We start from the raw sequence: 25,287 nt of genomic DNA, 5'->3' as shown, positions 1-25,287 counted from the left end.
AGCGTTATACGATACACGGACGCGTCTGTGTGTATGAGTGTCGAGTTGCCGTTCGCGCCGGTGGACGGGATCATCCGGCGGAACGCGGGGGAACTCCGCGTCAGCGCGGACGCCGCGGAGGAGTTGGCTCGCCGGATCCAATCGCACGGCGCGGAACTGGCCGTCGCCGCCGCGGAGCGAGCGACCGACGACGGCCGGAAGACGCTGATGGCGGCCGACTTCGGCGTCGAGCAGGTCGTGGCCCGCGGGGACCTCACGCTACCGGTCGCGCCAATCGACCGGATCGCTCGGCTTCGGATCGACGACAGCTACCGCGTCGGTGTCGACGCGCGGATCGCGCTCGCCGACATCCTGGAGGATTACGCCAACAACGTCGCGAGCGCGGCCGCGACGCTTGCCCGCCACGCAGACCGACGCACAGTACAGGCCGAGGACATCGAAACGTACTTCGCGCTCTTCGAGTAGATGCGGTTCGGCTACAGCGAGCGGTGTCTCGACCACGACACCGGCGAACGACACCCGGAAAACCCGGACCGGCTCCGCGCCATCCGTCGCGGTCTCACGAAGCGACACGGCGTCGAGTACGTCGAGGCGGACGCCGCCGAGAAGTCGGCGGTCACGGCGGTCCACGACCCCGACTACGTCGACGAACTGGAGTCGTTCGTGGCGGACGGCGGCGGCAGTTGGGACCCCGACACCGTCGCCAGCGACGGCACGTGGGACGCGGCGCTCACCTCGGCGGGGCTCGCCCAGTGGGCGGCCCGCGAGGCCATCGAGGGCTCGACCGGGCGGCAGACGCCGTTCGCGATCGGCCGCCCGCCGGGCCATCACGCGGTCACCGACAACGCGATGGGGTTCTGCTTTTTCAACAACGCGGCGGTCGCGGCCCAGACGGCCCTCGACGGGGACCTCGCGGACCGCGTCGCGATCTTCGACTGGGACGTCCACCACGGGAACGGCACGCAGGACATCTTCTACGAGCGCGGCGACGTGCTGTACGCGTCGATACACGAGGACGGCCTCTACCCCGACACGGGCGAACTCGACGAGACCGGCGACGGGGACGGGACGGGAACGACCGTGAACCTCCCGCTGGCCGCCGGCGCCGGCGACGCCGACTACCTGTACGCCGTCGACGAGGCGGTCGCCCCGGCGATCGAGCGGTTCGACCCCGATCTGCTGCTCGTCTCTGCGGGGTTCGACGCGCACCGCCACGACCCCATCTCGCGGATGCGCGTCTCCTCGGAGGGGTACGCGCTGTTGACCGACCGCATCCGGACGCTCGCGGACGAGGCCGGCGCCGCCGACGCGTACGTTCTCGAAGGCGGCTACGGCCTCGACACGCTCGCCGAGGGCGTTTCCATGGTTCACGAGACGTACGACGGCCGCACCCCCGTCGCGACCGACGAGGAACCGGACCAGAAGACCGAGACGATCGTCGACGACCTGCGGGCGGAGCTCGACTTGTAAGTCGGGCGAACGCACTGTTCGACTCGTTCACCGCCATCACGTCGCTGTCGCTCCTCGCTCGCAGTCGGCGTCGACAGAAACGCCCGGAGCGGGATTTGAACCCCAGTCGTTCCGCTCGCTTCGCTCGCTCCACTCCCTGATTCAAATCCCCGTGCGAACGCTTTCGACGAACGGCTCGCTTCGCTCGTCGTGTTGTCCGTCGAAAACGCCCGGAGCGGGATTTGAACCCGCGTCACGACCGTGACAGGGTCGTATGATGGGCCACTACACCATCCGGGCAAACAGCGACTAACCCCGAAGCGTGGGGACGCCCGGAGCGGGATTTGAACCCGCGTCACGACCGTGACAGGGTCGTATGATGGGCCACTACACCATCCGGGCTTGTCGCGTCAGTTCGTACCCCTGTCTGGCAAATAAGGCTTGTCATCCCCGACGACGGTGCGGGTCGGTGACAGGGAAATCTGTCACTCGGTGCGCTGACGACGCGGGCGTTCGAAGCGGTCGCGTGCGCTCGATTTTCGCCGGCTCTCTCCTCCCGTCCGGTATCCTTTTGTGTGAACCCCGCATGCGTGGGAGTGTCGAACGCCCCGGCCCGTGAGCCGCGCACGGCGGCGCTTGGCAAGTCTTATGACGCTGGCGTATATACGTCTCTGTAGTATCTCGTGATAGCTTCTCCCCACCACCAGCACCCATGGTAGACGTAAGCCAACACGAACTCGTCCCGGACCACGTGCTCCTCGACGACCCCGAGGACGTCGAGGAGGTCCTGGCGGAGTACGACGTGAAGAAGACGGACTTACCGAAGATCAAGCGCACAGATCCCGCGATCCCCGACGACGCCGAGGTCGGTGACGTGGTGAAAATCGTCCGAAACTCCCGCACGACCGACGAAGCGGTCGTGTACCGACTAGTCGTCTCATGAACAGGCAAGACCGACGCGTGGTTTCACGCGAATATTTCTCAGACGAACGGCTCGCCGAGCACCACTTCCGCTCGTTCAATAACTTCCTGGACCGCGGCATGCAGGAGGTCGTCGACGAGAAGGAGACGATCGAGACCGACATCGGCGACAAGGAGGGCCAAGAGCCCGTCTATGTCGAACTCGGCGACGTTCGGATGGTCACGCCGCGCGTCCGCGAGGCCGACGGCTCCGAGGAACTGCTCTACCCCCAGGAGGCGCGGCTTCGTAACATCACTTACTCGGCGCCCGTGTTCATGGAGATGTCCATCGTTCGCGGCGGCGAGGACGAGCCCGAGCAGGTCGTCGACACGACCGAGACGAAGGTCGGCCGGATGCCGATCATGGTCGGCTCGGACAAGTGTAACATGGCCGGCTTCTCCGACGACGAGCTCATCGACATCGGCGAGGACCCCGTCGACCCCGGCGGCTACTTCATCGTCAACGGCTCCGAGCGCGTGCTGATGACCTCGGAGGACCTCGCACCGAACAAGATCCTCGCGGAGTACGACTCGAAGTACGGCGACGAGATCCAGGTCGCGAAGACGTTCTCGCAGCGGCGCGGGTACCGCGCGCTCGTGCTCTGCGAGCGCAACCGCGAAGGACTGCTCGAGGTCTCGTTCCCCTCGGTCTCCGGTTCTATCGACTTCGTGACGCTCGTTCGGGCGCTCGGACTCGAATCCGACGAAGAGATCGTCCACCGCGTCTCGGACGACCCCGAGATCGTGAAGTTCATGCTGGAGAACCTAGAGGAGGCCGACGTTCAGACGACCGAGGGCGCCATCGAGACCCTCGGCGAGCGCGTCGCCTCCGGCCAGGGCAAGAACTACCAGCTCAAGCGGGCGAACTACGTCATCGACCGCTACCTCCTCCCGCACCTCCACGAGGAGGGCGTCGACGAGGAGGACGTGCGGATCAACAAGGCGTACTACCTCTGTCGGATGGCCGAGGCGTGCTTCGAGCTCGCCTTGGACCGCCGGGAGGCCGACGACAAGGACCACTACGCGAACAAGCGCCTGAAGGTCTCCGGCGACCTCATGCGCGACCTGTTCCGCACCGCGCTGAACAAGCTGGCGCGCGACGTGAAGTACCAGCTCGAACGCGCCAACATGCGGAACCGGCAGCTCACGGTCAACACGGTCGTCCGCTCGGACGTGCTGACCGAGCGGCTCGAACACCCGATCGCGACGGGGAACTGGGTCGGCGGCCGCTCGGGCGTCTCACAGCTCGTCGACCGGACGGACTACATGGGCGTGCTCTCGCACCTCCGGCGCCTGCGCTCGCCGCTGTCGCGGTCGCAGCCGCACTTCGAGGCGCGGGACCTCCACGCGACCCAGTGGGGTCGCATCTGTCCCTCCGAGACGCCGGAGGGGCCGAACTGCGGGCTGGTGAAGAACTTCGCGCAGGCGATGGAGCTGTCACAGACGGTCGAGGACGAACAGGGGCTGAAACGAGAACTGGCGTCGATGGGTGTCGAGGGGATCCCCGGCATCGAGGGCGTCGAACGACAGACGGCGGACGACTAACATGGCACAAGCAGAACGCGAAGCGAAGGTGTACGTCAACGGGAGCCTCGTGGGCACCCACGAGAACCCGGACGAGCTCGCCGAACAGATCCGCGAGGCGCGCCGCCGCGGCGACGTCTCGGAAATGGTGAACGTCTCGGTGAAAGACCGGACCCGCGAGGTCATCGTCAACGCGGACGCGGGCCGAGCCCGCCGTCCGCTCATCGTCGTCGAGAACGGCGAGCCCCTGCTGGGCGACGAGGAGATCGAGGCGCTCGAACGCGGCGAAGTCGAGTTCGAGGACCTCGTCGAGCGCGGCTACGTCGAGTTCATCGACGCCGAGGAGGAGGAGGACATCCTCGTCGCGGTCGACGAGGAGGACGTGTCCGACGACCACACGCACCTCGAGATCGACCCGCAGCTCGTGTTCGGTATCGGTGCGGGGATGATCCCGTACCCCGAGCACAACGCGAGCCCGCGGATCACGATGGGCGCAGGGATGATGAAGCAGTCGCTCGGGCTCCCCTCCGCCAACTACCGCATCCGGCCCGACACCCGGCAGCACCTCCTTCACTACCCGCAGCTGGCGATGGTGAAGACGCAGACGACCGAACAGATCAGCTTCGACGAGCGGCCGGCCGCACAGAACTTCGTCGTCGCCGTGATGTCCTACGAGGGCTTCAACATCGAGGACGCGCTGGTGATGAACCAGGGCTCCGTCGACCGCGCGCTCGCCCGCTCGCACTTCTTCCGAACCTACGAGGGCGAGGAGCGCCGCTACCCCGGCGGTCAGGAGGACCGCTTCGAGATCCCGGAACAGGACGTCCGCGGCGCCCGCGGTGAGGACGCCTACACGCACCTCGACGAGGACGGCCTCGTCAACCCCGAGACGCGGGTCGACGAGTCCTCGGTGCTTCTCGGGAAGACGAGCCCGCCGCGGTTCCTCGAGGAGCCGGACGACATGGGCGGCCTCTCCCCGCAGAAGCGCCGCGAGACCAGCGTGACGATGCGCTCGGGCGAGTCGGGCGTCGTCGACACGGTGACGCTGATGGAAGGCGAGGACGGGTCGAAGCTCTCGAAGGTGAAGGTGCGCGACCAGCGCGTCCCCGAACTGGGCGACAAGTTCGCGTCCCGACACGGACAGAAGGGCGTCGTCGGCCACCTCGCGCCGCAGGAAGACATGCCCTTCACCGAGGAGGGCGTGGTCCCCGACCTCGTGCTCAACCCCCACGCGCTGCCGTCGCGGATGACGGTCGGCCACGTGCTGGAGATGCTCGGCGGGAAGGTCGGCTCGCTGCGCGGCTCCCGCGTCGACGGGACGCCGTTCCAGGGCGAAGACGAGTCCGAGCTCCGCGACGGACTGGAGGAGCACGGATTCAAGTCCTCCGGCAAGGAGGTCATGTACTCCGGCGTCACCGGCGAGAAGATCGACGCCGAGATCTTCGTCGGAACGATCTTCTACCACAAGCTGTACCACATGGTGTCGAACAAGCTCCACGCCCGTTCCCGCGGGCCGGTCCAGGTGCTCACGCGCCAGCCGACCGAGGGGCGCGCCCGCGAGGGCGGGCTGCGCGTGGGCGAGATGGAGCGCGACACGATCATCGGCCACGGCGCGTCGATGGTGCTCAACGAGCGGCTGCTCGAGTCCTCCGACGCCGAGACGGTCCACGTCTCCGCGGAGACCGGGCTCGTCGCCGTCGAGGACCGCGAGCAGCGCCGCGTGTACGACCCGGTGACGGGCGACGAGGACGACATCCACGAGCTGGAGGTCAGCTACGCGTTCAAGCTGCTGCTCGACGAGATGATCGCGCTCGGCATCCGACCGAAACTCGAACTGGAGGACGCGATTTAAATGTCAGTACAAACACCCAAAGTGCTCGGCGGCATCGACTTCGGCCTCATGGACCCGGAAACGTACCGGGACATGTCCGCCACGAAGGTGATCACGGCCGACACCTACGACGACGACGGTTACCCGATCGACATGGGGCTGATGGACCCGCGGCTGGGCGTCATCGACCCCGGTCTGGAGTGTCGGACCTGCGGCTCCCACTCCGGCTCCTGTAACGGCCACTTCGGCCACATCGAACTCGCCGCCCCCGTCATCCACGTGGGCTTCACGAAGCTCATCCGACGGCTGCTCCGCTCGACGTGCCGGGAGTGCGGGAAGCTCGCCTTAGACGAGGCACAGCGCGACGAGTTCCGCGAGCGCTACGAGCGCGCGAAGGAGCTCGGCGACGACGAACACGACGTGCTGAAGGCCGCCGTGCGGCAGGCCCGGAAGGCGTCGACCTGTCCGTTCTGCGGCGAGCCGCAGGCGGACATCAAACACGAGAAGCCGACCACGTACTACGAGGTCCAGGACGTGCTCTCGGGCGACTACTCCGAGCGCATCGCGGCCGCGATGCAGCCCGACGAGGAGGAGGACGATCCGGGCACGTCGCCCCAGGAGCTCGCCGAGAAGACGGACATCGCCCTCGACCGGATCAACGACATCATGGCCGGCGAGTTCCGCCCGCGCAAGGAGGACCGCCGCGCCATCGAGAAGGCGCTCGGCGTCGACCTCACCGAGGAGGACATGAACAAGCTGATGCCCTCGGACATCCGCGACTGGTTCGAGGACATCCCGGACGAGGACCTCGAGGTCCTCGGCATCGACTCCGAGCACTCCCGACCCGAGTGGATGATCCTGACGGTGCTGCCGGTGCCGCCGGTCACCACCCGTCCCTCGATCACGCTGGACAACGGGCAGCGCTCCGAGGACGACCTCACCCACAAGCTGGTCGACATCATCCGGATCAACCAGCGGTTCATGGAGAACCGCGAGGCGGGCGCTCCGCAGCTGATCATCGAGGACCTCTGGGAACTGCTCCAGTACCACGTCACCACGTTCGTCGACAACGAGATCAGCGGGACGCCGCCGGCGCGACACCGCTCCGGTCGCCCGCTGAAGACGCTCAGCCAGCGCCTGAAGGGGAAGGAGGGTCGCTTCCGCGGCTCTCTCTCCGGGAAGCGCGTGAACTTCTCTGCCCGGACCGTCATCTCGCCCGACCCGACGCTCTCGCTGAACGAGGTCGGCGTCCCCGACCGCGTCGCCAAGGAGATGACGCAGACGCTCAACGTCACGGAGCGGAACGTCGACGAGGCGCGGCAGTACGTCCGGAACGGACCGGAGGCGCACCCCGGTGCCAACTACGTGCGCCGTCCCGACGGTCGCCGGCTGAAGGTGACCGAGAAGAACTGCGAGGAGCTCGCCGAGAAGGTCGAGGCCGACTGGGAGGTGAACCGACACCTCGTGGACGGCGACATCGTGATCTTCAACCGGCAGCCGTCGCTCCACCGGATGTCCATCATGGCCCACGAGGTCGTGGTGATGCCGTACAAGACGTTCCGGCTCAACACCGTCGTCTGTCCGCCGTACAACGCCGACTTCGACGGCGACGAGATGAACATGCACGCGCTCCAGAACGAGGAGGCGCGCGCCGAGGCGCGCGTCCTCATGCGCGTCCAAGAGCAGATCCTGAGCCCCCGCTTCGGCGGGAACATCATCGGTGCCATTCAGGACCACATCTCCGGGACCTACCTGCTCACCCACTCGAATCCCGAGTTCTCGGAGACGCAGGCGCTGGACCTGCTCCGGGCGACCCGCGTCGACGAGCTGCCCGAGGCGGACGGCGTCGACGACGACGGCCGCGAGTACTGGACCGGCCGGACGCTGTTCTCGGAGCTGCTTCCGGACGACCTGAACCTCTCGTTCACTTCGTCGGCCGGCGACGACGTGGTCATCGAAGGGGGACAGCTGATCGAGGGGACCATCGACGAGGACGCGGTCGGCGCGTTCGGCGGCGAGGTCGTCGACACCCTCACGAAGGACTACGGCGAGACGCGTTCGCGCGTGTTCATCAACGAGATCGCGTCGCTGGCGATGCGCGCGATCATGAACTTCGGGTTCTCGATCGGGATCGACGACGAGTCGATCCCGCCGGAGGCCGAAGAGCAGGTCGACGACGCGATCGAGAGCGCCTACGACCGCGTTCAAGAGCTGATATCGACGTACGAGGCCGGCGAGCTGGAGTCGCTGCCGGGCCGCGGCGTCGACGAGACGCTGGAGATGAAGATCATGCAGACGCTCGGGAAGGCCCGCGACTCGGCCGGCGAGATCGCCGACCAGCACTTCGGCGACGACAACCCGGCTGTCGTGATGGCCCGTTCCGGCGCGCGTGGTTCGATGCTCAACCTGACGCAGATGGCCGGTTCCGTCGGTCAGCAGGCGGTTCGCGGCGAGCGGATCAACCGCGGCTACGAGGACCGGACGCTGTCGCATTACCGACCGAACGACCTCTCCTCGGAGGCGCACGGGTTCGTGGAGAACTCCTATCGCGGCGGGCTCACGCCACAGGAGTTCTTCTTCCACGCGATGGGCGGCCGCGAGGGGCTCGTCGACACGGCGGTCCGGACGTCGAAGTCCGGGTACCTCCAGCGGCGCCTCATCAACGCGCTCTCCGAACTGGAGGCGCAGTACGACGGGACGGTCCGGGACACCTCGGGCCGGATCGTTCAGTTCGAGTTCGGCGAGGACGGCACCTCGCCCGTGAAAGTCTCTTCCGGCGACGACAACGGCATCGACGTCGACGGCATCGTCGACCGCGTCGTCGACGCCGAGTTCGCGTCGAACGAGGAGAAAGAGCGGTTCCTCGGGGAGCGTGAACCCCCGACGAACCTCTCGGAGCACGCCGGTCCGGGGCTGAACAAGGCCTCCGAACTGGAGGTGGAGTCGGATGACTGAGTACGACCACGTCACCGACGACATGGAGGCGGTCGTGGAGGCGACGGAGCTTCCCCGCCGACTCAAGACGAAGGTGTACGAGGCCCTCGACCGGAAGGGCGAGGAAGCCGGTGAGGTCACCATCGAACAGGCGACCGACATCGTCGAGGGCGTCCGGAACCGCTACGAGCAGACGCGGGTCGACCCCCTCGACCCCGTCGGCACCGTCTCGGCGCAGTCGATCGGCGAGCCCGGGACGCAGATGACGATGAACACCTTCCACTACGCGGGGGTCGCAGAGATCGACGTCACGCAGGGGCTGCCGCGGCTCATCGAGCTGGTGGACGCGCGGAAGACGCCGGACACGCCGATGATGACCGTTTACCTCGACGGCGAGTACGCGACCGACCGCGAGAAGGCCCACGAGGTCGTCTGGTCGATCGAGGCCACGCGGATCTTAGCGCTCGGTGACGTCTCGACGAACGTCGCCGACATGCTGGTCCGGATCGACTTAAACGACGACACGCTCTTAGAGCGGTGGCCGACCCACTCGGACCCCACCGAGATCGCGGAGATCATCACGGAGACGATCGAGGACGCCCTCGGCGTCGACGCCCGGCAGGCGGGCACCGTGATCGAGTTCGGCCCCAACGAGCCGAGCTACCGCGAGCTGCTCCAGCTCGTCGAGCGGCTCCGCGAGATCGTCTTCAAGGGGATCGAGGAGATCGAGCGCGTCGTCATCCGCAAAGAGGAGCTCGACGGCGACGAGGAGTTCGTCCTCTACACCGAGGGGTCGGCGTTCGGCGACACCCTCGCTATCGAGGGCGTCGACGCCTCCCGGTCGACGTGTAACAACATCCACGAGATCTACCGGAACCTCGGCGTCGAAGCGGCCCGCGAGACGATCATCGACGAGACGAAGAACACGCTCGAAGAGCAGGGGCTCGACGACGTGAACGTCCGTCACCTCATGCTCGTCGCGGACATCATGACGAACAACGGCGAGATCGAGTCGATCGGCCGGCACGGCATCTCCGGCAACAAGGACTCGGTGCTCGCGCGGGCGGCGTTCGAGGTGACGGTCAACCACCTGCTCGACGCGGCGATCCACGGCGAGTACGACGAGCTCGACGGCGTCATCGAGAACGTCATCGCCGGGAAACCCATCTCGATGGGGACCGGCGACGTCGACCTCCGGATGGGGTCGCGCGTCGTGGGCGACGACTAATGTACGTCGAGCTCTCCGACGAGGCGCGGCGGTACATCGGTCGGTTCGACGAGCTGACCGGCGTCACGCCGACCGACTGCCTCGTGGAGGGCGACCGGCTCGTGTTCGTGGTGCCCGCCGGCGAGATGGCGGCCGCGATCGGACAGGGCGGCGAGACCGTCGCGGAGGCCGAACGGCGGCTCGGCATGTCGATCGAACTGGTCGAGGACGCCGACACCGTCGAGGCGTTCGTCGCGAGCACGCTCGCGCCAGCCGCGGTCAACGCCGTCACCGTCTCGGAGCAGAACGACCGCGTGGCGTACGTCGAGGTCCCCGAGGCGGACCGCGGCGTCGCCATCGGTGCGGACGGAGACAACATCGAGACCGCCCGCCGGCTCGCGGAGCGACACCACGACGTCGACGATGTCCAGCTGACCTGAGGCCGGAACCCGCCCCCTTTTGCCCGCCGGCCCGCTTGTCGACCCATGAACCGGAGACGCCTCCTCGTCGGTCTCGGAACCGCCGCCGCGGTCGGACTCGCCGGCTGTTCCGGCGACGACAGCGACGGCGGCAACGAAAGCGACGACACAGGCGGCGACTCGACCGATCGACCGTTCCCCGACGCCGACTGGCGGAGCGAGGACGGCCTCGACCTGCCGACCCTCGCGGCGCGGCACGCCGACGCGCTCGTCGACGCCGGGGGCGCCACGCTGTTCTCGACGGCGGCGACGAGCCACGACGGCGACGCGGAGCCGACGCCGTGGCTCCCCTCGCAGGAGTACGAGGCCGCGTACGACCTCGAAAACGGGCGCCAGCACGTGCGACAGGAGCTGACTGAGACCGAGCAGGTCGACGCGTCTGAGCTGTACGTCGCCGACGGCCTGGCGCTGATACGTCGGGAGGCCGGCGGCGAGACGCGATACGCCCGTCGGGCGGTCGACCGCTCGGACGGCGACCTCGAGTCGCTGATGCGCTCGGAGGTCGCGACGGGGATCCGCGTCGAGGGCGAGACCGCGGGCGGCGAGGCGGAGTACGAGGGGCTGAACCTCTGGAACCCCACGAGCGACGGCGGCGGCGAGGTTCGCGGCGAGCCGACCGCCCGGTTCACCGCCGACGCCTTCGACGGCGACCGGAGCGTCCCCGAGACCGTCGACACGGCGTCGGCGACGGTTCACGTGTACGAGTCCGGCGTGGTCCCGCGGCTCGAACAGTCGTGGGCGGGTACGCACGACGAGCAGGCGGCGTCCGTCGACGTCGACATCGACTACCGGGACGTCGGCGCGACGGTGCCCGTGCCCGACTGGGTCGAGACGGCGCGCGACGAGACGGGCGACTGACGACCGCGCTCCGGCCGAAACGACGGGCGCTCGCGCCGGCTTACCGTCTCAGCGGGAGCGAACGTCCGTCATTTCCTCTCCGAGACGGTCGGCGAAACACCCTCAGATCCGTCGAGAGGTACCGCTCGGGGGATCTGAGGCCGTTTCTCGACAGAGAAAGACGACGCTTAAGTAGCTCCGTTCGGAAGTAGACGTACGATGGCGAACGGCAAATACGCGGCCCGTAAGCTCAAAAAGGACCGGCAGAAGCGCCGCTGGTCCGACTCCGAGTACGCTCGGCGAGAGCGCGGGCTCAAGACGAAGTCCGACCCCCTGGAGGGTGCCCCGCAGGCGCGCGGCATCGTCCTCGAAAAGGTCGGTATCGAGGCAAAGCAGCCGAACTCGGCGATCCGAAAGTGCGTCCGCGTTCAGCTCATCAAAAACGGGAAGCAGGTCACCGCGTTCTGCCCCGGTGACGGCGCGATCTCGTTCATCGACGAGCACGACGAGGTCACCATCGCCGGGATCGGCGGTGCGAAGGGTCGTGCGATGGGCGACCTCTCCGGCGTCAACTACAAAGTCGAGAAGGTCAACGGCGTCTCGATGATCGAACTGGTTCGCGGTAACGCGGAGAAACCGGTCAGATGAGCGGTGAGGAGACCGAGGCGCCGTCCGAGGAGGATGTCGCCGCCGACGAGCCGGACCCAGACGCGCCCGCGTCGAGCGAGGCCGCAAACGAGAACGCCAAGCTGTTCGGCGTCTGGGACGTGACCGAGATCGCCTACGAGGACCCCTCCACGAAGCGATACATGACCGTGACCCCCATCGCGCACACGATGGGCCGGCACGCGTCCAAGCAGTTCAAGAAAAGCGAGATCTCCCTGGCCGAGCGTCTCATCAACCGTCTCATGCAGACCGATGAGAACACCGGGAAGAAACAGCAGGCGACGCGGATCGTCCGCGACGCCTTCGACATCGTCCACGACCGGACCGAGGAGAACCCGGTCCAGGTCCTCGTGACGGCCGTCGAGAACGCCGCGCCCCGCGAGGAGACCGTCCGCCTGAAGTACGGTGGCATCTCCGTCCCGAAGGCGGTCGACGTCGCGCCGCAGCGCCGCGTCGATCAGGCGCTGCTTTTCATCTCCGACGGCGTCGCCAACGCGACGTACAAGTCGAGCACGCCCGCCGCCGAGGCGCTCGCCAACGAGCTCGTCGCCGCCGCCGACTACGACGTCGAGGGCTCCTACTCCATCTCGCAGAAGGAAGAGCGCGAACGCGTCGCCGCCGCGGCCCGCTAACGCGTCGACACCCGCTTTTGCGGTTCTTTCTTTCGGCTCGCTAGCGACGCGGCCGGGGTCGCCCCGGTCGGCGGATCGCGTCGCGGTCGGTCAGTCGACCTCGATCCGTTTCGACGCCGGTGAGCGGCTGCCGTCGCCGGAGACGGCCGCGGCGCTCTCGGGGCGAAAAAACGAGAAATCGATGTCGGACCGGGCGGTCGCGGTCGTCAGTCGTCCGCGGGCGCCGCGCCGGAGCCGCCGCTCGAGTGCTGCTGTTTGACCCACGCGAGCTTGCCGCCGGCCGCGAGGATGTCGCGTTCGCGCTCGGAGGCGTCCAGGTCGGCGGTGAACTCCCACTCGCCGTTGACGCTGACGGTGAACTCCTCCTGTCCGGAGCGGACGCCGGCCGGCACGTCGTCGACGATCTCGAGGTCGTCGCCCTGGTCGATCCGCTCGTACGTCTCGGAGTCGATCGCCAGCGGGACGATACCGAAGTTGAACAGGTTCGCCTTGTGGATACGGGCGAAGCTCTGCGCGAAGACCGCCTCGATGCCGAGGAACATCGGGCAGAGGGCGGCGTGTTCACGCGAGGAGCCCTGTCCGTAGTTCTCGCCGGCCACGAGGACGCCGCCGTCGGCCTCGAGCGCGCGCTCGGCGAACGTGTCGTCGACGCGCGAGAGCGTGAACTCGGAGAGCTTCTCGATGTTCGAGCGGAACTTCAGGATGTCCGCCGTCGCCGGGATGATGTGGTCGGTCGTGATGTTGTCCTCCATCTTGAGGAGGGCCTCGCCGCCGTCCACGTCGATCCCGTCTTTGAGCGGCACGTCGCCGATGTTCGGGCCCTTGACGAGGCCGTCGTCGATCGCCTCGTCGGGCGAGATGATGTCGGAGTCGGACTCGCCCATGCCGGGGCCGTACTTCGTTCCCATCTCGAAACCGGGCTCTTCGAGGTCGCCGAGGTCGTCGGCGAGGTCACGCGGGTCGACGATCTCGCCGGTGATGGCCGCCGCGGTGGCGACCTCGGGCGAGCAGAGGAAGACGGAGTCGTCCTCGATGCCGGAGCGACCCTCGAAGTTGCGGTTGAAGGTGCGCAGCGAGACGGAGTCGGAGGCGGGCACGTGACCGATACCGATACACGCGCCACACGTCGCCTCGGAGAAGTTGACGCCGGCCGCCATCATCTCCGCGGTCCAGCCCTCGCGGGCCAGCATCTCGGAGGCCTGCTTCGAACCGGGCGCGACGATCATCTCGGTCTGCTTGGCGACCTCGCGGCCCTCCAGCATCTTCGCGCTGGGGAGGATGTCCTCGTAGGCGCCGTTGGTACAGGAGCCGATGATGACCTGCTCGACGTCGGTGCCCTCGTACTCGCTGACGGGGGCGACGTTGTCGGGCATCGAGGGGGCGGCCACGAGCGGCTCGAGGTCGGAGAGGTCGACCTCGATCTGCTCGGCGTACTCCGCGTCGTCGTCGGGCTGGAGGTCGACGTACTCCTCCTCGCGGTCCTGGCGCGCGAGCCAGTCTTTCGTCTTCTCGTCGGTCGCGAAGATCGAGGAGGTGGCGCCGAGCTCGGTGCCGAGATTCGTGATCGTGGTCCGCTCGGGGATCGAGAGGTTCTCGGCCCCGGGGCCGGTGTACTCGAAGATCTTCCCGACGCCGCCCTTGACGGTCAGCTCGCCGAGCAGGTGGAGCGCGATGTCCTTCGCGGTCGCCCACTCGGGGAGCTCGCCCTCGAGGTGGACGTTGACGACCTCGGGCATCTCGACGTAGTAGGGGCCGCCGCCCATCGCAACGGCGATGTCGAGCCCGCCCGCGCCGATCGCGAGCTGGCCGAGCCCGCCGGGAGTCGGCGTGTGCGAGTCGGAGCCGAGCAGCGTCTTGCCGGGCGCCGCGAAGTTCTCCTTGTGAACTTGGTGGCAGATACCGTTGCCGGGCCGCGAGAAGTACGCGCCGTATGTGCCGGCCGCAGAGCGGAGGAAGCGGTGGTCGTCGGTGTTCTTGAAGTCGAACTGGTACGTCTGGTGGTCGCAGTACTGCGCGGCGAGCTCCGTCTGGACCTCGTCGAGGTCCAGCGCCTCGAACTGGAGCCACACCATCGTTCCCGTCGTGTCCTGCGTCAGCACCTGGTCGATCTCGATGCCGATCTCCTCGCCGGGCGTCAGCTCGCCCTCGACGAGATGATCACCGAGGATCTTCTCTGTAATCGTTTGTCCCATATCATCCCGAATTGGCTCTCCCGTGGATATAAAACCCGCGAGTTTCCCGAAGATCGACCGTGTTAGATCGCTCACGCCGGCAACGTTCTCCGCGACACGCCCGTGGTATCACACGCCGTGGAACACGTATCCTTGCCGAGTGTTTTAGGTCATTAAACGTCTGAAACGCGCGAAAACAGAACTCTCAGCGGTCCCGGCGAGACCCGCCGCTTCGCCCGCGATCGGCGCGCGTCGCGGCCGACACCGTTGCGCGTCGCGGCCGACACCGTTGCGCGTCGCGGCCGACACCGTTTAGTCTCGCCCGCGGCTCCGGACGCGCATGTTCGACTCGGGAGCCGCGGTCGCCGAGGCGCTCTCCGCGGCCGGCGCCGACCTCGCCGACGAGCAGCGACAGCCGAACGGCGTCGACCTCACCGTCGACGCGGTGTTCGAGCAGACCGAACCGGGCTTCGTCGGACGCGACGAGAAACGCGTGGGCGAACGTCGCGAGGTGGAGCCTGTGGACGGTCGCTACCGGCTCGACCGCGGCACCTACGTCGTCCGCTACGGCGAGCCGGTGGGAATCCCCGAGGAGCGGATCGGCTTCGTCCTCCCTCGCTCGACGCTGCTGCGCAACGCCTGTACCCTCGACACCGCGGTGTGGGACGCGGGCTACGAGGGGATCGGCGAGGGACGGCTCGACGTCGGTCACCCGATCGAGATCGAGCCGGGGGCCCGCATCGCGCAACTCGTCCTCGCGAGCGCGGACCACGAGGGGACCTACGACGGCGACTATCAGGGCGAACGCCTCTGAACCGTCCCTCGACCGATCGCCGTCGCCGACGGTTCACGTTCCGTGACGGTCACGGCGACGTGACCGGCGGCGGTCTCCGTCTCCTCGGTGTACCGGTTGGGGACGAACGCGACGAGCGACTCGCGCTGCGCGGGCGACAGCGACAGCGTCGACGAGAACTGTAACAGGGGTATACCGGAGGCTCGCTCGGGGGCGACTTCGGTCTACCGGCGGAGAGCGATCGCTCTTTCGGTCGACTCCGTCGTGACAAGACTGAGCGAGCGCGTCGCTCGGTAGGTAAAGGAACGAACGGCACGCCCGTGCCGGGAAAAGATGGCACGAGCGTGTCGTTCTGTAGGTCCCCGCTGACGCTTCGGCCCTCCAGACGAAGCGTCACCCGATACAAACGGTAGTAGACACTTAAGCGTGCCGGGGGCGGCAGTACCGTCGTATTAGATAGCGGTAATTCGTTCACAACAGTTCGCTAACAGGCGGTCGAAAACCGCACGACTACGCGCCTTTCGAGCCGATTCGGGCTGCCGACTTCCCTCCGTCCGCTGCGATCCCGGTCGTTTTCGCTCGGTTCCATCTCCCGACGCCCGCGCTACTTCCGGGCGGGGTGGTCCGCGCGGAGCCGCGTCTGTCCTTCCCCGAGGAGTCGCTCGCGGAGCGTCTCGCCGCGCGGTTCGGCGTCGACCGCGGGAACGAGTCCCCGCTCGCGTAGCTCCGGCACCACGAGGTCGACGAAGTCGACGAGCGAGTCAGGCCGAACGACCTCCTTGACGTTGAACCCGTGAACGCCGACCTCCTCGTGCCAGCGCTGGACCTCGTCGGCCACCTGCTCGGGCGTGCCGACGATCTTCGGCGACGTGGTGCCGAGCCCGCAGAACTCCGCGACCTCGCGGACGGTCCACTCGCGGTCGGGCTGGGCCTTCGTGAACGCGTTCATCGTCCCCTGGATCGCGTCCGTCTCGATGTGTTCGACCCTCTGGTCGGGATCGAGCTCCGACAGATCCATGTCGAGGAATCCGGACAGGAGCGCGAGCGTCGCCTCGACGTCGACGTGCCGCTTGTACTCTTCGTATTTCGCCTCCGCGAGCGCCTCCGTCTCGCCGACGACCGGCACCACGCCGATGAAGAACCTGAGGCTCTCGGGGTCGCGGCCGGCGTCGGCCGCGCGCGATTTCACGTCGTCCACGTACTCGACCACGCCCTCCTCGGTCGGCTGGCTGGCGAAGACGGCCTCCGCGTTGCGCGCCGCGAACGACCGGCCGTAGTCGGAGGAGCCGGCCTGATAGACGACCGGTGTGCGCTGGGGCGACGGCTCGGAGCCGTGCGGGCCGGGCACCGAGAAGTGGTCCCCCTCGTGTTCGACCGCGTGGACCTTCTCCGGGTCGGTGTACCGGCCGGCCTCGCGGTCGACCTCGACGGCGTCGTCCTCCCAGGAGTCCTCCCACAGCTTGTAACAGACGTCGAGGAACTCGTCGGCGCGCTCGTAGCGGGTCTCCTTGTCCATCCGCTCGTCGAGCCCGAGGTTCGCCGCGGCGGACTCGAGGTACGAGGTGACCACGTTGATCGCCACTCGCCCGTCGGTGAGGTGATCGAGCGTGGAGAACTCGCGAGCGAGCTGGTACGGGTGGTTGTACGTCGTCGAGCGCGTCACCGCGAAGCCGAGGTCCTCCGTGACCTCCGCCATCGCGGGCACGACGAGCTGCGGGTCGTTCGCGGGCGTCTGAACCGCCTTCTCGACGGCGACCGCGCGGTCGTCGCCGTACACGTCGTAGACACCGCGGACGTCCGCGAAGAACACGGCGTCGAAGCCGCCCCGCTCGGCGGTGCGGGCGACCTCCGTCCAGTACTCGCGGTCGGCGTAGTCCGCCGAGCGGTCGCCGGGGTACCGCCACGACCCGGGCGAGACGTGCTCGACCGAGGTCATGGTAAAGAGGTTGAGATGCAGGTGATCGGACACGCGTCTCCGTACGCGCTCCGGAATAATACGACCACAGAAAGTGGCGGCACTTGTCGCCGTCGCGGACGGTCCGGGCGAAACGTCGAAGCGCGTCCCTGCCGACCGATCCGGTCGTCCGGAGCGCGCTACGCCGAGACGGACTCCGGCGAGGAGACGTACGCCGCGAAGTCGGAGGTGGTGATGATGCCGATGGGCGTGTCGCCGTCGACGACCGGAACGTGGTGGAAGCCGTGTTCGAGCATCGTCGCGGCGACCGCGGCTACGTCGTCTTGCGCGCCGGCCGTGATCGGGTCGCGGGTCATGTATCGCTCGACGGTCGTCTCGGCCTTCGGCTGGCTCTTGGCGACGATGTCGACGAAGTCCGTCGAAGTTAAGATTCCGACGAGCGACCCGTCGTCGTCGACGACCAGCACGGAGCTGATGTCGTTGTCGAGCAGCACCGCGGCCGCGTCCTCGACCAGCGTGTCCGGCGTCACCGTGTGGAGGTCCGTCGACATCAGTCGGGCGACGAAGACGTCTTCGATCTCGTCCATACCGAGAACACCCGCTCTCGCCGTATAAGCGTTCTCACGGCCGCCCGTCGGCGTCGCGCCGAGGCGTTCGTCGGCACACGTCGCTTCACGCCAGCCGGCCCGGGCACGCCGCTCACGGAGGCCCACCGGTCCCGGCGGTCACAGGTACCGCGAGAGCCCGGACTGCCGGCGCGGGCCGTCGCCCTCGGGGGCGGCGACCCACGCGGTCCGTTCGTCTCGGAGGCGGTCGCGCTCCGCGTCCGGCGGGTCGGCGGGCTCGAAGGCGGGACAGCCGCTTCCGCACTCGCGGCCGGGGTCGACCACGCGGTCGAAGTGCGCACAGCGCGGTCGCCCGTCGGCGGTCGCCTGGGCGTGCGCGCACGCCGGCGGCTCGGGGCGCCACCCCTTCCCGTACGCTCGCTCGGCGATCCGGCGCCGCTTGCGGGCCTTCGCGTCGGGACCGACGAGCGCGACGTCGGTTCGAGAGGGCCGCTCCGATCGGACCTCGACGCCGGGCGCCTCCGGGTCGAGCGGCGTCGGCTCGCGGACCACCTCCCGGTCGCCGGTCTCCGTGTCGAACCGCCAGACGCCGACGGCGTCGGGGATCCGGTTGAGGTGCGCGCGGGTGACGTACGAGGCGGTCGCGAGGACCACCTCGTCGAACAGGCCGAGCGCGGCGTCGTAGCGCAGTTGCGCCTCCAGGTCGCCCGGCGTTCCGAGGTCGGGTTTGTTCTCGACCGCGACGAGGTCGCCGATCCAGTCGCCCGGGTAGCGCGCGGTCGCGCGCACGGCCGGTCGACCGTTCCGGCGCTCGCGTTCGAGGTAGCCGACCTCGACCGCGCGGTCGACGACGGCGGCGGCGCGGTCCGGCGGGAGGTCGAACGCGTCGGCGACGGGAACCGCCTCGCCGGGACCGACGGCCGCCTCGATGGCGGGGTCGGGGATCCGCTCCGCGCTGATCTCGGCCCGCTCGTCGAAGTCTGGCCCCGGCGACAGCAGGCAGACGTCGACGATGCGCGCGCCGGGTCGCTCGACGCCCGCGCCGAGCTGTCGGGCGACGACGCGCTCCGGGGATTCGAGGGCGGCACACAGCGCCAGCTCGAACCGGAACTCCATGCGTCACGCTGGGCCGCCGCGGGCTAAAGCGCGTCGGCGGCGGCGCCACCCGCTTCCCTCCCGACGCCGCGCCGTCGTCGGCCGAAACCGGTATTCCCCGCCGGCCCCTACGGCGACCATGCGCCGGGTCACCCGGAACGTCGTCATCGCCATCGTCGTCGTCGTCGTCGCGCTGCTCGCGCTCGGCGCGCTGCCGAGCTATCTCGGGAGCGGTGACCCGTACTACCTCACCGTCGAACCGATCGAGACGAACGACACCCTCGCCGACGTGAACAACGTCTCGGACCGTCGGTACCCGTACCTGATCGGCGCGATAGAGAGCGCCGACGGCCGCTCCGAGGGGTATCAGACCGGTCCGTTCGGCATGAAGGAGTCGTTCACGCACACGCCGTTCGACGAGGTCGGCGCCCTCACGAAACAGGTGCCGGGCGCCGCGACGGAGACCGGCGTCCGGGTGCGTCGCGGCGGTCAGGCGTACCGCGTCGAGGTGGTCCGCCCGTGAGCGGCGACGGACGCGACGACCGCGCCGACCGAAACGAGGCCGCAGCGGACGGCGGCGGCGCCCCCGCCGCCGACCTCCGCGACCTCCCGGCCTTCTCCGACGGCCGGAACCACTCGCTGCCGGGCGAGCCGGAGTGGCCGGTCCGCGAGGTCGTCGTCGAGTACGACGAGGGCTGGTTCGTCGGCGGCTACGACCGCGTCGAACAGCCCGACGGGACGGAGAAGAAGTACTACTGGGCGGAGCTGTCGCCCGCGACGGTGATCGTCGCGGTCGCCGACGACCGCGTGCTGTTCGTCGAGCAGTACCGTCCCACCGTGCGGAACACCCAACTGGAGCTCCCCGCGGGGATCGTCGAGTCCGGCGAGTCCTACACCGAAGCGGGCGCGCGCGAACTCGCCGAGGAGACCGGCTTCGAACCGGACTCGACCGCCCTGCTACAGGAGGTGTGGTGTTCGACGGGGGTGTTGCGCCACAAGCGCGGCTACGTGTTCGCCGAGGGGTTAGAGCCGGTCGACGTCGACCACGACAGCAACGAGTTCCTCGCGCCGCGGTCGGTCCCGGTCGACGAGGCGCTGGAAATCGCCCGCGACCCCCCGACGAACGACGCGACGCTGGAGGGGCTCCTGCTCGCCGAGCGAGAGGGCCTCCTGTAGGCTTACGCCCGCCGTCAGCCCCGCCTGCGAACCCGACGAACGTCCAGTTCCCCGCGCCGACGGGGAGCTATTAGGCGTCTCGGCCCCTAACACCTCCCATGAGCCAGACCTCGGAGCAGTCGGTGTTGCTGTCGGACGACCCGCCGCTCGACCTCCGCCTCTCGGAGGACGAACTGGAGGCGGCCCGCGAACGGATCGTTTCCTTCATCCGCGACGTCGTCGACGACGCGGGCGCCGAGGGGGCGGTCCTCGGCCTCTCCGGCGGTATCGACTCGACGCTCACCGCCCACCTCGCGGTCGAGGCGCTCGGCGAGGACGGCCTCCACGGCCTCACGATGCCCTCGGCGGTGAACGACGCGGACGTGATGAGCGACGCGGAGCGCGTCGCCCACGACCTCGGGATCGAGTACGACGTGGTCGAGATACAGCCGATCGCCGAGGCGTTCTTCGACGCGATGCCCGAGGCGGCCGACGACCGCATGGCCGCGGGCAACGTCTACGTCCGGACCCGCGCCGTGTTGAACTACTTCGTCGCCAACGCGGAGGACCGCGTCGTCCTCGGGACGGGCAACCGCGCCGAGGCGATGACGGGCTACTACACGAAGTACGGCGACCAGGCGGTCGACTGCAACCCGATCGGGAACCTCTACAAACAGCAGGTGCGCCAGCTGGCCGCCCACGTCGGCGTCCCCCGCGAACTGGTGATGCAGGAGCCGACCGCCGGCATGTGGGAGGGACAGACCGACGCCGAGGAGATGGGGCTCGACTACGACACCGTCGACGCCGTCCTCGCGGTCCACGTCGACGGCGGGCTCTCGCGCTCGGCGACGGTCCGCGAGTTGGACGTCCCGGAGGCGGCCGTCGACCGCGTCGTCGACCTCTACGAGCGCAGCGCCCACAAGCGCGCGATGCCGCCCGCGCCCGAGCGCTAGGCGTCCGCGGACGGAAGGCGAGCACGGAAAGAGAGGGCCGATGCGAACGGATGGCGGGACTCGGCGGCGGGGGACTCAGACGTCCGGCGCTCGCTCCTTCGCGACCTCCGCGATCCCGGCGTTCGCGGAGCAGTTCGGACAGGCGTGTACCCGACCGCGGGCGTCCGAAAACACCCGGACGAACCGCTCGGAGACGTGCGCCTCGCAGTGTTCACACGTGGGCATCTGAAGCGAACACCTCGTGTGGAGCGTGGACGAGTACCACTTGTTTGACGCCGCACTCCGAAGTTGGGTCTCCACCCGTAAGTGAACTTTCCAAACTCCGACCAAAATCTCACCCAAATCTGCGTGAGAGGCGTCGAAAAGACGATATTCGGCAGCCGCGGTTGGTGCGTGACTCCCGGCGATCAGAACTCGCGGAGGTCGTCGAGGACCGCCTGCGCGGAGCCGTCGTCGATCGCTTCGCGGGCCATCGCCAGCCCATCCTCGATGGAGTCCGCGTCCTCGCCCGCGTAGATCCGGAGCGCGGCGTTGACCGCGACGGCGTCCGCGAAGGCGCCGTCGCGCTCCCCGGCCAGCACCTCCTCGGTGATCGCCGCCGACTCGGCGGCGACGTCGTCGACCGCCAGGTCGTCCTCCTCGAGGTCCATCCCGTACTCGGCGGTCTCGATCTCGAAGTCGTCGAAGGACGCCCCCTCGCTGCCGGCCTCGTCGTCCCCGTCGGCCGCGTCCCACTCGGCGACCTTCGTGTAGCCGGGGCGCACGTCGTCGTACCCCTCCATTCCCTGGAACATCAGGACGCGGTCGAGGTCGTGAAACTCGCTTTCCACGAACGTGTCGACCACCTTCTTCGCGAACGCGAGGTGGTAGAAGGAGCCGAGGTGGACCGAGGCGCCGGCGGGGTTCGCCAGCGTCTCGATGGTGTTGACGAACGAGCGGACGCCCATCATGTCGCGGCGCTCGAACAGGTCGTCGACGGCGGGGTTGAACGCGGGCTGGTAGTAGAAGCCGAAGCCGGTCTCGTCGACCATGTCGGCCGAGTCGCGGGGCGTGAGTTCCGTGTAGACGCCGAGCTCGTCGAGGACGTGTTTGTACGCGTCCTGCTTCTGCGTGGGGACGCGGTCGCCGGAGTGGACGACGACGGGCGTGCCCGCCGCGGCCGCGACGGCGCCCGCCGCGACGCCTAAGATCGCGGTCCGGCCCTTCCCGTCGTAGTTGGCGCCGCAGTCGACGGGGTCGACGTCCGGCTCGGCGTACTCGACGCGGTCGCACATCACGTCGACGTACGCGCCGAGCTCCTCGGGCGTGTTTCGCTTCCAGCGGTTCGCGAGCCAGAACGCCCCGAGCGTCGTGGGGTCGGGCTCGCCCGCGAGGATGCGCTCGAACGCCTCCGTCGCCTGCGCGCGGGTGAGGTCGTCTGCCGACTTGTGCCCGGAGCCGCAGACCTCGGTCATCAGCCGCTTGAGGGGCCAGTCGCCGAACTCCTGGGTCGCCTGAGCCATACGTTCCGTTCGGCCTACCCGACGAAAAGTCCCCCGCTCGACTCCCGCGCACCGGGAACGAGACGGACCGACCGCTCACCCGAGTGCCCCCGGACCTGGAGCCGACGCGCGCGAGCGACGGACCCGAACCGCGAGGCGGTTTTCGCCGCGTCCGTGGGAACCGTTCGCAAAGTAGAAAAACACGTTCGTACTTTTCCACCGAATAAAATCACTCATCTAGTTTGTTCTATTTCGTTTGTATCCCGCAATCAGTTCTAAACAGCGCCAGAGTTATATGTACGTCCATACTGTACGCAATCGTACCCGATGACGTCCAAATCCGTGTCCACGGCTCTCACGCTGTACCGTTCCCGCACACTGACCCTCGAACAGGCCGCGACCGTCGGCGGCTGTTCGACGGCGCAGCTCGAGGAGAGCGCCCGCGCGTTCGCCCCGACGCCCGCCGCCAGCGACGACTGACCTCGAGCCGTCGTCGGCCGGCACGGTCCCCGCTGACGAGCGCGATCCGCTCTTCCCCTGACGAGCGCGAACCGCTCTCCCGCTGACGCTCGCCCGCTCCGAGCCCCCGCCCCTCTCGCTCCGAAACCGGTACGTACGCGCGACCCCAAACGAACGTAATGAGCCTGGACGCCGACTGGCGGGCCGACATCGACGCCGTCGACGCGGCCCTCATCGACGAGTACCAGAGCGACTTCCCCGTCGAGCGACGCCCGTTCGAGCGGGTGGCCCGAGAGATCGCGGCCGAGACGGGTGTCGACCTCGACGCCGACGCGGTCCTCGACCGCGTTCGCGACCTCCGCGAGCGCGGCGTGTTCCGGCGGTTCGGTGCGGTGCTCAACCCGCCGGTCATCGGCTCTTCGACGCTCGCGGCGGTACGGGCGCCCGAGGACCGGTTCGACGAGGTCGCCGAGGTGATCAACGGCTACCGGCAGGTGAACCACAACTACCGGCGCGACCACGAGTGGAACCAGTGGTTCGTCGTCACCGCCGGCTCCCGGGAGACGCGCGACGAGATCCTCGCGGAGATCGAGGAACGCACCGGCTGCGAGGTGCTCGCGCTCCCGATGCTTACGGACTACTACATCGACTTGGAGTTCCCCGTCGTCAACGCCGACCGGTTCGCGAGGGAGTCGCTCGACGAGACCGACGTCTCGGCCACCCGCATCTCCGAGGACGCTCGCGGCGATCTGAGCCCCCTCGAAGCCGACCTCCTCTTGGCGATCCAGGACGGCTTCCCGTTGTCTGCGACCCCCTACGAGGACGTGGCGGACGAGATCGGCGCGAGCGACTCCGGCGTCGACCCGACTGTCGACGACGTCCTTGCGGCCGTCGACCGCCTGCTCGCGGACGGCTGTATCAAGCGCGTCGGCTGTATCGTCAACCACGTCGTCACCGGGTTCACGAACAACTGCATGGTGGTCTGGAACGTGCCCGACGACGAGCTCGACGAGCGCGGCGAGGCGGTCGGCAGCCTCCCGTACGTCACCCTCTGTTACCACCGGCCGCGCCGTCCCGACCAGGACTGGCCGTACAACATGTTCACCATGATCCACGGCCGCGAGGCGGAGGCTGTCGACGCGAAGATCGACGAGCTGGCGGCCGATCACCTCCCGTTCGAACACGAGCGGCTCTACTCGACGGAGACGCTGAAACAGACCGGCGCGCAGTACGACGACCTCGTCGCCGGCGACGCCGAGTGACCGCCGGGGTCCACCAAGCTCGCCCGCGCGAACGGGCGGATTTTTGCCCCGGCCGTCGGAACCCTTCGGCATGGCCGACGCATTCGACAGGCTCGGGTACGGGACGTACAAGCTGGCCGACGGCGAGGAGTGTGTCTCCGGCGTCACCCACGCGATCGAGACCGGCTACCGTCATATCGACACTGCGCAGGGGTACGACAACGAGGCGTCGGTGTCGGCGGGGATCGACGACACCGACGTCGACCGCGAGGAGCTCTTCGTCGCGACGAAGCTCTCGACGGACAACCTCTCGTACGACGACGCGACCGCGACCGCCCGGGTGAGTCGCGACCGTCTCGGCGTCGACTCGATCGACCTGCTGTACGTCCACTGGCCGATCAACAGCTACGACCCCGCGGAGACGCTGCCCGCGCTCGACGACCTCGTGGACGACGGCGTGATCGACCGGATCGGGCTCTCGAACTTCCGGCCGGACCAGCTCGACGAGGCGATCGACCGCCTCGACCACGACGTGTTCGCCCACCAGGTGGAGTGTCACCCGCTCTTACAACAGGAGACGCTCCGCGAGTACGCCGTCGACGACGGCCACTGGCTCGTCGCGTACTCGCCGATCGCGCGCAACCGCGTCGCCGACGTGGACGCGCTCCGGGAGATCGCCGCCGCGCACGACGCGACGCCCGCCCAGGTGAGCCTCGCGTGGCTGCTCTCGAAAGAGCGCGTCGCGCCGATCCCGAAGGCGGCCGACTTCGGGCACGTCGCGGACAACTGGGCCGCCCGCGAGATCGACCTGACGGCGGACCAGATCGCCCGAATCGACGCGCTCGACCGCGGCGAGCGGGTCGTCGACTTCGAGGAGGCCCCGTGGAACCGCGCCTGAGTTACGGAGCCGTCCATAGCGGTATCGACCCCTCATAGTCG

General features: G+C 68.3%; 24 protein-coding genes and 2 tRNA genes. 18 read left to right on the top strand and 8 right to left on the bottom strand.

The window, feature by feature from the left end; translation table 11 throughout:
- Nucleotides 1–33: 33 nt before the first annotated feature.
- Both ACZ5KW_RS02775 and ACZ5KW_RS02770 read left to right on the top strand, forming a co-directional pair.
- A complete protein-coding gene (locus ACZ5KW_RS02775) occupies nt 34–465 on the top strand; it encodes a histone family protein (RefSeq protein ID WP_343779680.1) in 432 nt (143 codons plus the stop codon).
- Entirely contained in the window at nt 466–1,470 is a 1,005-nt protein-coding gene (locus ACZ5KW_RS02770; protein ID WP_343779679.1) for a histone deacetylase family protein, read from the top strand. It abuts the gene before it with no gap.
- A gap of 206 nt (nt 1,471–1,676) precedes the next feature.
- On the opposite strand, the gene ACZ5KW_RS02765 is transcribed toward ACZ5KW_RS02770, so the two are convergent.
- Both ACZ5KW_RS02765 and ACZ5KW_RS02760 read right to left on the bottom strand, forming a co-directional pair.
- A tRNA-Asp gene (locus tag ACZ5KW_RS02765) sits at nt 1,677–1,749 on the bottom strand.
- Between the two features lie 29 nt (nt 1,750–1,778).
- Nucleotides 1,779–1,851: transfer RNA gene (locus tag ACZ5KW_RS02760), tRNA-Asp, on the bottom strand.
- A 310-nt stretch (nt 1,852–2,161) separates the two neighbouring features.
- Here ACZ5KW_RS02760 and ACZ5KW_RS02755 point away from each other — a divergent pair.
- The 9 genes from ACZ5KW_RS02755 to ACZ5KW_RS02715 all read left to right on the top strand — a co-directional run bounded on the left by ACZ5KW_RS02755 (nt 2,162) and on the right by ACZ5KW_RS02715 (nt 12,519).
- Nucleotides 2,162–2,392, top strand: coding sequence for a DNA-directed RNA polymerase subunit H (locus ACZ5KW_RS02755; protein WP_343779678.1), 231 nt, complete (start codon nt 2,162–2,164; stop codon nt 2,390–2,392).
- Entirely contained in the window at nt 2,389–3,954 is a 1,566-nt protein-coding gene (locus tag ACZ5KW_RS02750) for a DNA-directed RNA polymerase subunit B'' (RefSeq protein WP_343779676.1), read from the top strand. Before ACZ5KW_RS02755 ends, ACZ5KW_RS02750 begins: the two co-directional genes overlap by 4 nt.
- Nucleotide 3,955: 1 nt before the next feature.
- Nucleotides 3,956–5,785: a DNA-directed RNA polymerase subunit B gene (gene rpoB, locus ACZ5KW_RS02745; protein ID WP_343779673.1), complete on the top strand. Its 1,830-nt coding sequence runs from the start codon at nt 3,956–3,958 to the stop codon at nt 5,783–5,785.
- Nucleotides 5,786–8,719 (top strand): DNA-directed RNA polymerase subunit A', encoded by a 2,934-nt coding sequence (locus ACZ5KW_RS02740; protein WP_343779671.1) that lies wholly within the window; start codon nt 5,786–5,788, stop codon nt 8,717–8,719.
- Nucleotides 8,712–9,926: a DNA-directed RNA polymerase subunit A'' gene (gene rpoA2 / locus ACZ5KW_RS02735; RefSeq protein ID WP_343779668.1), complete on the top strand. Its 1,215-nt coding sequence runs from the start codon at nt 8,712–8,714 to the stop codon at nt 9,924–9,926. The genes ACZ5KW_RS02740 and rpoA2 overlap by 8 nt, the downstream gene beginning before the upstream one ends.
- On the top strand, nt 9,926–10,345 hold the full coding sequence (locus ACZ5KW_RS02730) for a NusA-like transcription termination signal-binding factor (RefSeq protein ID WP_343779666.1): 420 nt from the start codon (nt 9,926–9,928) through the stop codon (nt 10,343–10,345). The genes rpoA2 and ACZ5KW_RS02730 overlap by 1 nt, the downstream gene beginning before the upstream one ends.
- Nucleotides 10,346–10,390: 45 nt before the next feature.
- Nucleotides 10,391–11,242, top strand: coding sequence for a DUF7537 family lipoprotein (locus ACZ5KW_RS02725; protein ID WP_343779664.1), 852 nt, complete (start codon nt 10,391–10,393; stop codon nt 11,240–11,242).
- Between the two features lie 198 nt (nt 11,243–11,440).
- Entirely contained in the window at nt 11,441–11,869 is a 429-nt protein-coding gene (locus ACZ5KW_RS02720) for a 30S ribosomal protein S12 (RefSeq protein ID WP_006111505.1), read from the top strand.
- The gene (locus ACZ5KW_RS02715) at nt 11,866–12,519 is read left to right on the top strand and encodes a 30S ribosomal protein S7 (RefSeq protein WP_343779662.1); all 654 of its coding nucleotides are present in this window, start codon (nt 11,866–11,868) and stop codon (nt 12,517–12,519) included. The genes ACZ5KW_RS02720 and ACZ5KW_RS02715 overlap by 4 nt, the downstream gene beginning before the upstream one ends.
- Nucleotides 12,520–12,725: 206 nt before the next feature.
- Here the strand turns inward: ACZ5KW_RS02715 and ACZ5KW_RS02710 are convergent, their stop codons facing one another.
- On the bottom strand, nt 12,726–14,711 hold the full coding sequence (locus tag ACZ5KW_RS02710) for an aconitate hydratase (protein WP_343779660.1): 1,986 nt from the start codon (nt 14,709–14,711) through the stop codon (nt 12,726–12,728).
- A gap of 319 nt (nt 14,712–15,030) precedes the next feature.
- Between ACZ5KW_RS02710 and ACZ5KW_RS02705 the strand changes: the two genes are divergently transcribed.
- Complete coding sequence (locus tag ACZ5KW_RS02705; protein ID WP_343779659.1) at nt 15,031–15,504, top strand: deoxyuridine 5'-triphosphate nucleotidohydrolase; 474 nt, start codon at nt 15,031–15,033, stop codon at nt 15,502–15,504.
- Nucleotides 15,505–16,087: 583 nt separating this feature from the next.
- On the opposite strand, the gene ACZ5KW_RS02700 is transcribed toward ACZ5KW_RS02705, so the two are convergent.
- The 3 genes from ACZ5KW_RS02700 to ACZ5KW_RS02690 all read right to left on the bottom strand — a co-directional run bounded on the left by ACZ5KW_RS02700 (nt 16,088) and on the right by ACZ5KW_RS02690 (nt 19,080).
- On the bottom strand, nt 16,088–17,452 hold the full coding sequence (locus ACZ5KW_RS02700) for an LLM class flavin-dependent oxidoreductase (RefSeq protein WP_343779657.1): 1,365 nt from the start codon (nt 17,450–17,452) through the stop codon (nt 16,088–16,090).
- Nucleotides 17,453–17,577: 125 nt separating this feature from the next.
- On the bottom strand, nt 17,578–17,985 hold the full coding sequence (locus ACZ5KW_RS02695) for a CBS domain-containing protein (RefSeq protein ID WP_343779655.1): 408 nt from the start codon (nt 17,983–17,985) through the stop codon (nt 17,578–17,580).
- Nucleotides 17,986–18,123: 138 nt separating this feature from the next.
- A complete protein-coding gene (locus tag ACZ5KW_RS02690; RefSeq protein ID WP_343779653.1) occupies nt 18,124–19,080 on the bottom strand; it encodes a DUF5787 family protein in 957 nt (318 codons plus the stop codon).
- A gap of 118 nt (nt 19,081–19,198) precedes the next feature.
- On the opposite strand from ACZ5KW_RS02690, the gene ACZ5KW_RS02685 reads away from it, so the two are divergent.
- The 3 genes from ACZ5KW_RS02685 (at nt 19,199) to ACZ5KW_RS02675 (ending at nt 21,167) form a co-directional block, all read left to right on the top strand.
- Nucleotides 19,199–19,582, top strand: a complete 384-nt coding sequence (locus ACZ5KW_RS02685) for a hypothetical protein (protein WP_343779651.1) — start codon at nt 19,199–19,201, stop codon at nt 19,580–19,582.
- Entirely contained in the window at nt 19,579–20,235 is a 657-nt protein-coding gene (locus ACZ5KW_RS02680) for an NUDIX hydrolase (protein ID WP_371152786.1), read from the top strand. The genes ACZ5KW_RS02685 and ACZ5KW_RS02680 overlap by 4 nt, the downstream gene beginning before the upstream one ends.
- Nucleotides 20,236–20,333: 98 nt before the next feature.
- Nucleotides 20,334–21,167 carry an NAD+ synthase gene (locus tag ACZ5KW_RS02675; RefSeq protein ID WP_343779649.1) on the top strand — a complete coding sequence of 278 codons (834 nt, stop codon included), beginning with the start codon at nt 20,334–20,336 and terminating at the stop codon, nt 21,165–21,167.
- A 75-nt stretch (nt 21,168–21,242) separates the two neighbouring features.
- Here the strand turns inward: ACZ5KW_RS02675 and ACZ5KW_RS02670 are convergent, their stop codons facing one another.
- Nucleotides 21,243–21,392, bottom strand: coding sequence for a DUF7563 family protein (locus tag ACZ5KW_RS02670; RefSeq protein WP_343779648.1), 150 nt, complete (start codon nt 21,390–21,392; stop codon nt 21,243–21,245).
- Between the two features lie 182 nt (nt 21,393–21,574).
- On the bottom strand, nt 21,575–22,669 hold the full coding sequence (locus ACZ5KW_RS02665; RefSeq protein ID WP_343779646.1) for an anthranilate phosphoribosyltransferase: 1,095 nt from the start codon (nt 22,667–22,669) through the stop codon (nt 21,575–21,577).
- A gap of 306 nt (nt 22,670–22,975) precedes the next feature.
- On the opposite strand from ACZ5KW_RS02665, the gene ACZ5KW_RS02660 reads away from it, so the two are divergent.
- The 3 genes from ACZ5KW_RS02660 (at nt 22,976) to ACZ5KW_RS02650 (ending at nt 25,246) form a co-directional block, all read left to right on the top strand.
- The gene (locus ACZ5KW_RS02660) at nt 22,976–23,128 is read left to right on the top strand and encodes a DUF7317 family protein (protein ID WP_343779645.1); all 153 of its coding nucleotides are present in this window, start codon (nt 22,976–22,978) and stop codon (nt 23,126–23,128) included.
- Between the two features lie 158 nt (nt 23,129–23,286).
- A complete protein-coding gene (gene ahbB, locus ACZ5KW_RS02655) occupies nt 23,287–24,369 on the top strand; it encodes a siroheme decarboxylase subunit beta (protein WP_343779643.1) in 1,083 nt (360 codons plus the stop codon).
- Nucleotides 24,370–24,439: 70 nt separating this feature from the next.
- Complete coding sequence (locus ACZ5KW_RS02650; protein WP_343779641.1) at nt 24,440–25,246, top strand: aldo/keto reductase; 807 nt, start codon at nt 24,440–24,442, stop codon at nt 25,244–25,246.
- Nucleotides 25,247–25,287: the final 41 nt, after the last annotated feature.

The organism is Halorubrum ejinorense (assembly GCF_055389685.1).
This window is presented reverse-complemented; position numbering and strand designations above follow the sequence as displayed.